Origin of the sequence: Mesorhizobium sp., from assembly GCF_024509055.1 — a bacterium.
Lineage (GTDB): Bacteria > Pseudomonadota > Alphaproteobacteria > Rhizobiales > Rhizobiaceae > Mesorhizobium.
This window is the reverse complement of record NZ_JANINM010000346.1, coordinates 1-1,640: the sequence shown is the minus strand read 5'-3', so window position 1 is coordinate 1,640 and position 1,640 is coordinate 1. Positions and strand designations below refer to the sequence as shown.

Annotated in this window: 2 protein-coding genes; one reads left to right on the top strand and one right to left on the bottom strand. The window is 66.8% G+C overall.

Annotated elements, in window-relative coordinates; translation table 11 throughout:
• A partial coding sequence (locus Q0L57_RS14660) for a (2Fe-2S)-binding protein (protein WP_296743744.1) occupies positions 1 to 486 on the bottom strand: 486 nt, incomplete at its 3' end.
• A 546-nt stretch (positions 487 to 1,032) separates the two neighbouring features.
• Here Q0L57_RS14660 and Q0L57_RS14655 point away from each other — a divergent pair.
• Positions 1,033 to 1,640: TetR/AcrR family transcriptional regulator (locus tag Q0L57_RS14655; protein ID WP_296743742.1), on the top strand; the 608-nt coding region annotated here is incomplete at its 3' end.

The following is a 1,640-nucleotide window of genomic DNA, read 5'->3' as shown; positions in this document are numbered from 1 at the left end:
CTGTGCGGCCTGGCGGATAGCGGCGACGATGTTGGGATAGGCCCCGCAGCGGCACAGGTTCCCGGCCATGTATTCGCGGATTTCCTCGTCGGAGCCGGCATGGCCCTCGCGGATGCAGGCCACCGCCGACATGATCTGTCCCGGCGTGCAATAGCCGCACTGGAAAGCGTCCTGTCCAAGGAAGGCCGCCTGCACGGCATGCAGCGTACCATCCTGGTCGGCCAGCCCTTCGATGGTCGTGATCGAGCGGCCCTCGACCTGGGCGGCCAGGGTCAGGCAGGCCAGCACCCGCTCACCGTCGACATGCACGGTGCAGGCGCCGCACTGGCCCTGGTCGCAGCCCTTCTTGGTGCCGGTGAGATGAAGCCGCTCGCGCAGCGCGTCGAGCAGGGTGACGCGCGGCTCGACGTCGAGCGCGTGGTCGCGGCCGTTGATGGTGAGATGGATGGAGAGCGTGGTGGGACTGATGGTGACTTGGTCGTTCATCGGGCGTCGGGCTCCAATCTGCTGGACGCTAGGCGGATGGAAATGGGGCTTGGGAGGAGGGGGGCAAGGGCAGTGCCTTGGGAAGAGGCGGGGCGTGGAAGCTGCCAATCTCCCCCCTTGAGGGGGAGATGCCCGGCAGGGCAGAGGGGGGTGCTGTCCCGCCAACCTCTCCATTCGTCATCCTCGGGCTTGACCCGAGGATCCATGCCGTGACGTTTGCCGTGGAACGCGGCGGGCGAGAATTCTGAACCGCTGCGGCGCTCGCAGGTAACGGCATGGATCCTAGGGTCTGCGCCGCGTCGCTTCGCTCCTTGCTTCGCCCTAGGATGACGAACTCACGAGCAACGTCGCCAACCACAGGCGTCGCAGAATGCTCCGCCACACTCCAGCCACCAGGCAAAGCTTTCCGTCGTTCAACACGTGACATACCGCTTCCCCTGGTTATATGATAAAAGCACTCCACTAAAGCGGAGGTGCCTCCGTTTATTTACGTGGGGTCTGGCCAGCCATGGTTCAACCCCCCATATTGCGCGAGTGGAGAAAAAAGTGACCGAGCAGGAGACGACCGCCCAGGCGACGCGCAAGACGCCGGCGCCAAAGCCTTTGCGCGCCGATGCCAAGCGCAACCGCGACAAGCTGGTCGAGGTCGCCGCGCAGGCTTTCGCGGAAGCGGGCGTGGATACCTCGCTGGAGGATATCGCGCGCCGGGCAGGGGTCGGCATCGGCACGCTCTACCGGCATTTCCCGACGCGCGAGCATCTGGTCGAGGTGGTCTACCGCCGCGAGGTGGAAGGGCTCTGCCACGCGGCCGACGAGCTCGCCGAGCGGCACCCGGCCGATGTCGCGCTGGAACTCTGGATGCAGCGCTTCGTCGACTACATCGCCACCAAGCGCGGCCTCGCCACCAGCCTGCGGCTGCTGCTCTCGACCAACTCCACGCTGTTCTCCGACACCTCCGGCCGCGTCTCGGGCGCGCTGCGCAAGCTGGTCGAGCAGGCCGCCGCCGTCGGCAAGATCCGCGCCGACGTCGACGCCTCCGACGTCATGCACGCGCTCGGCGGCATCTACTCCGCCCCCAGCACGCCCGACTGGCGCGAGCGCTCGGGACGGCTGGTGAAGCTGCTGATGGATGGGCTGCGGTTCGGGGCGAAAGG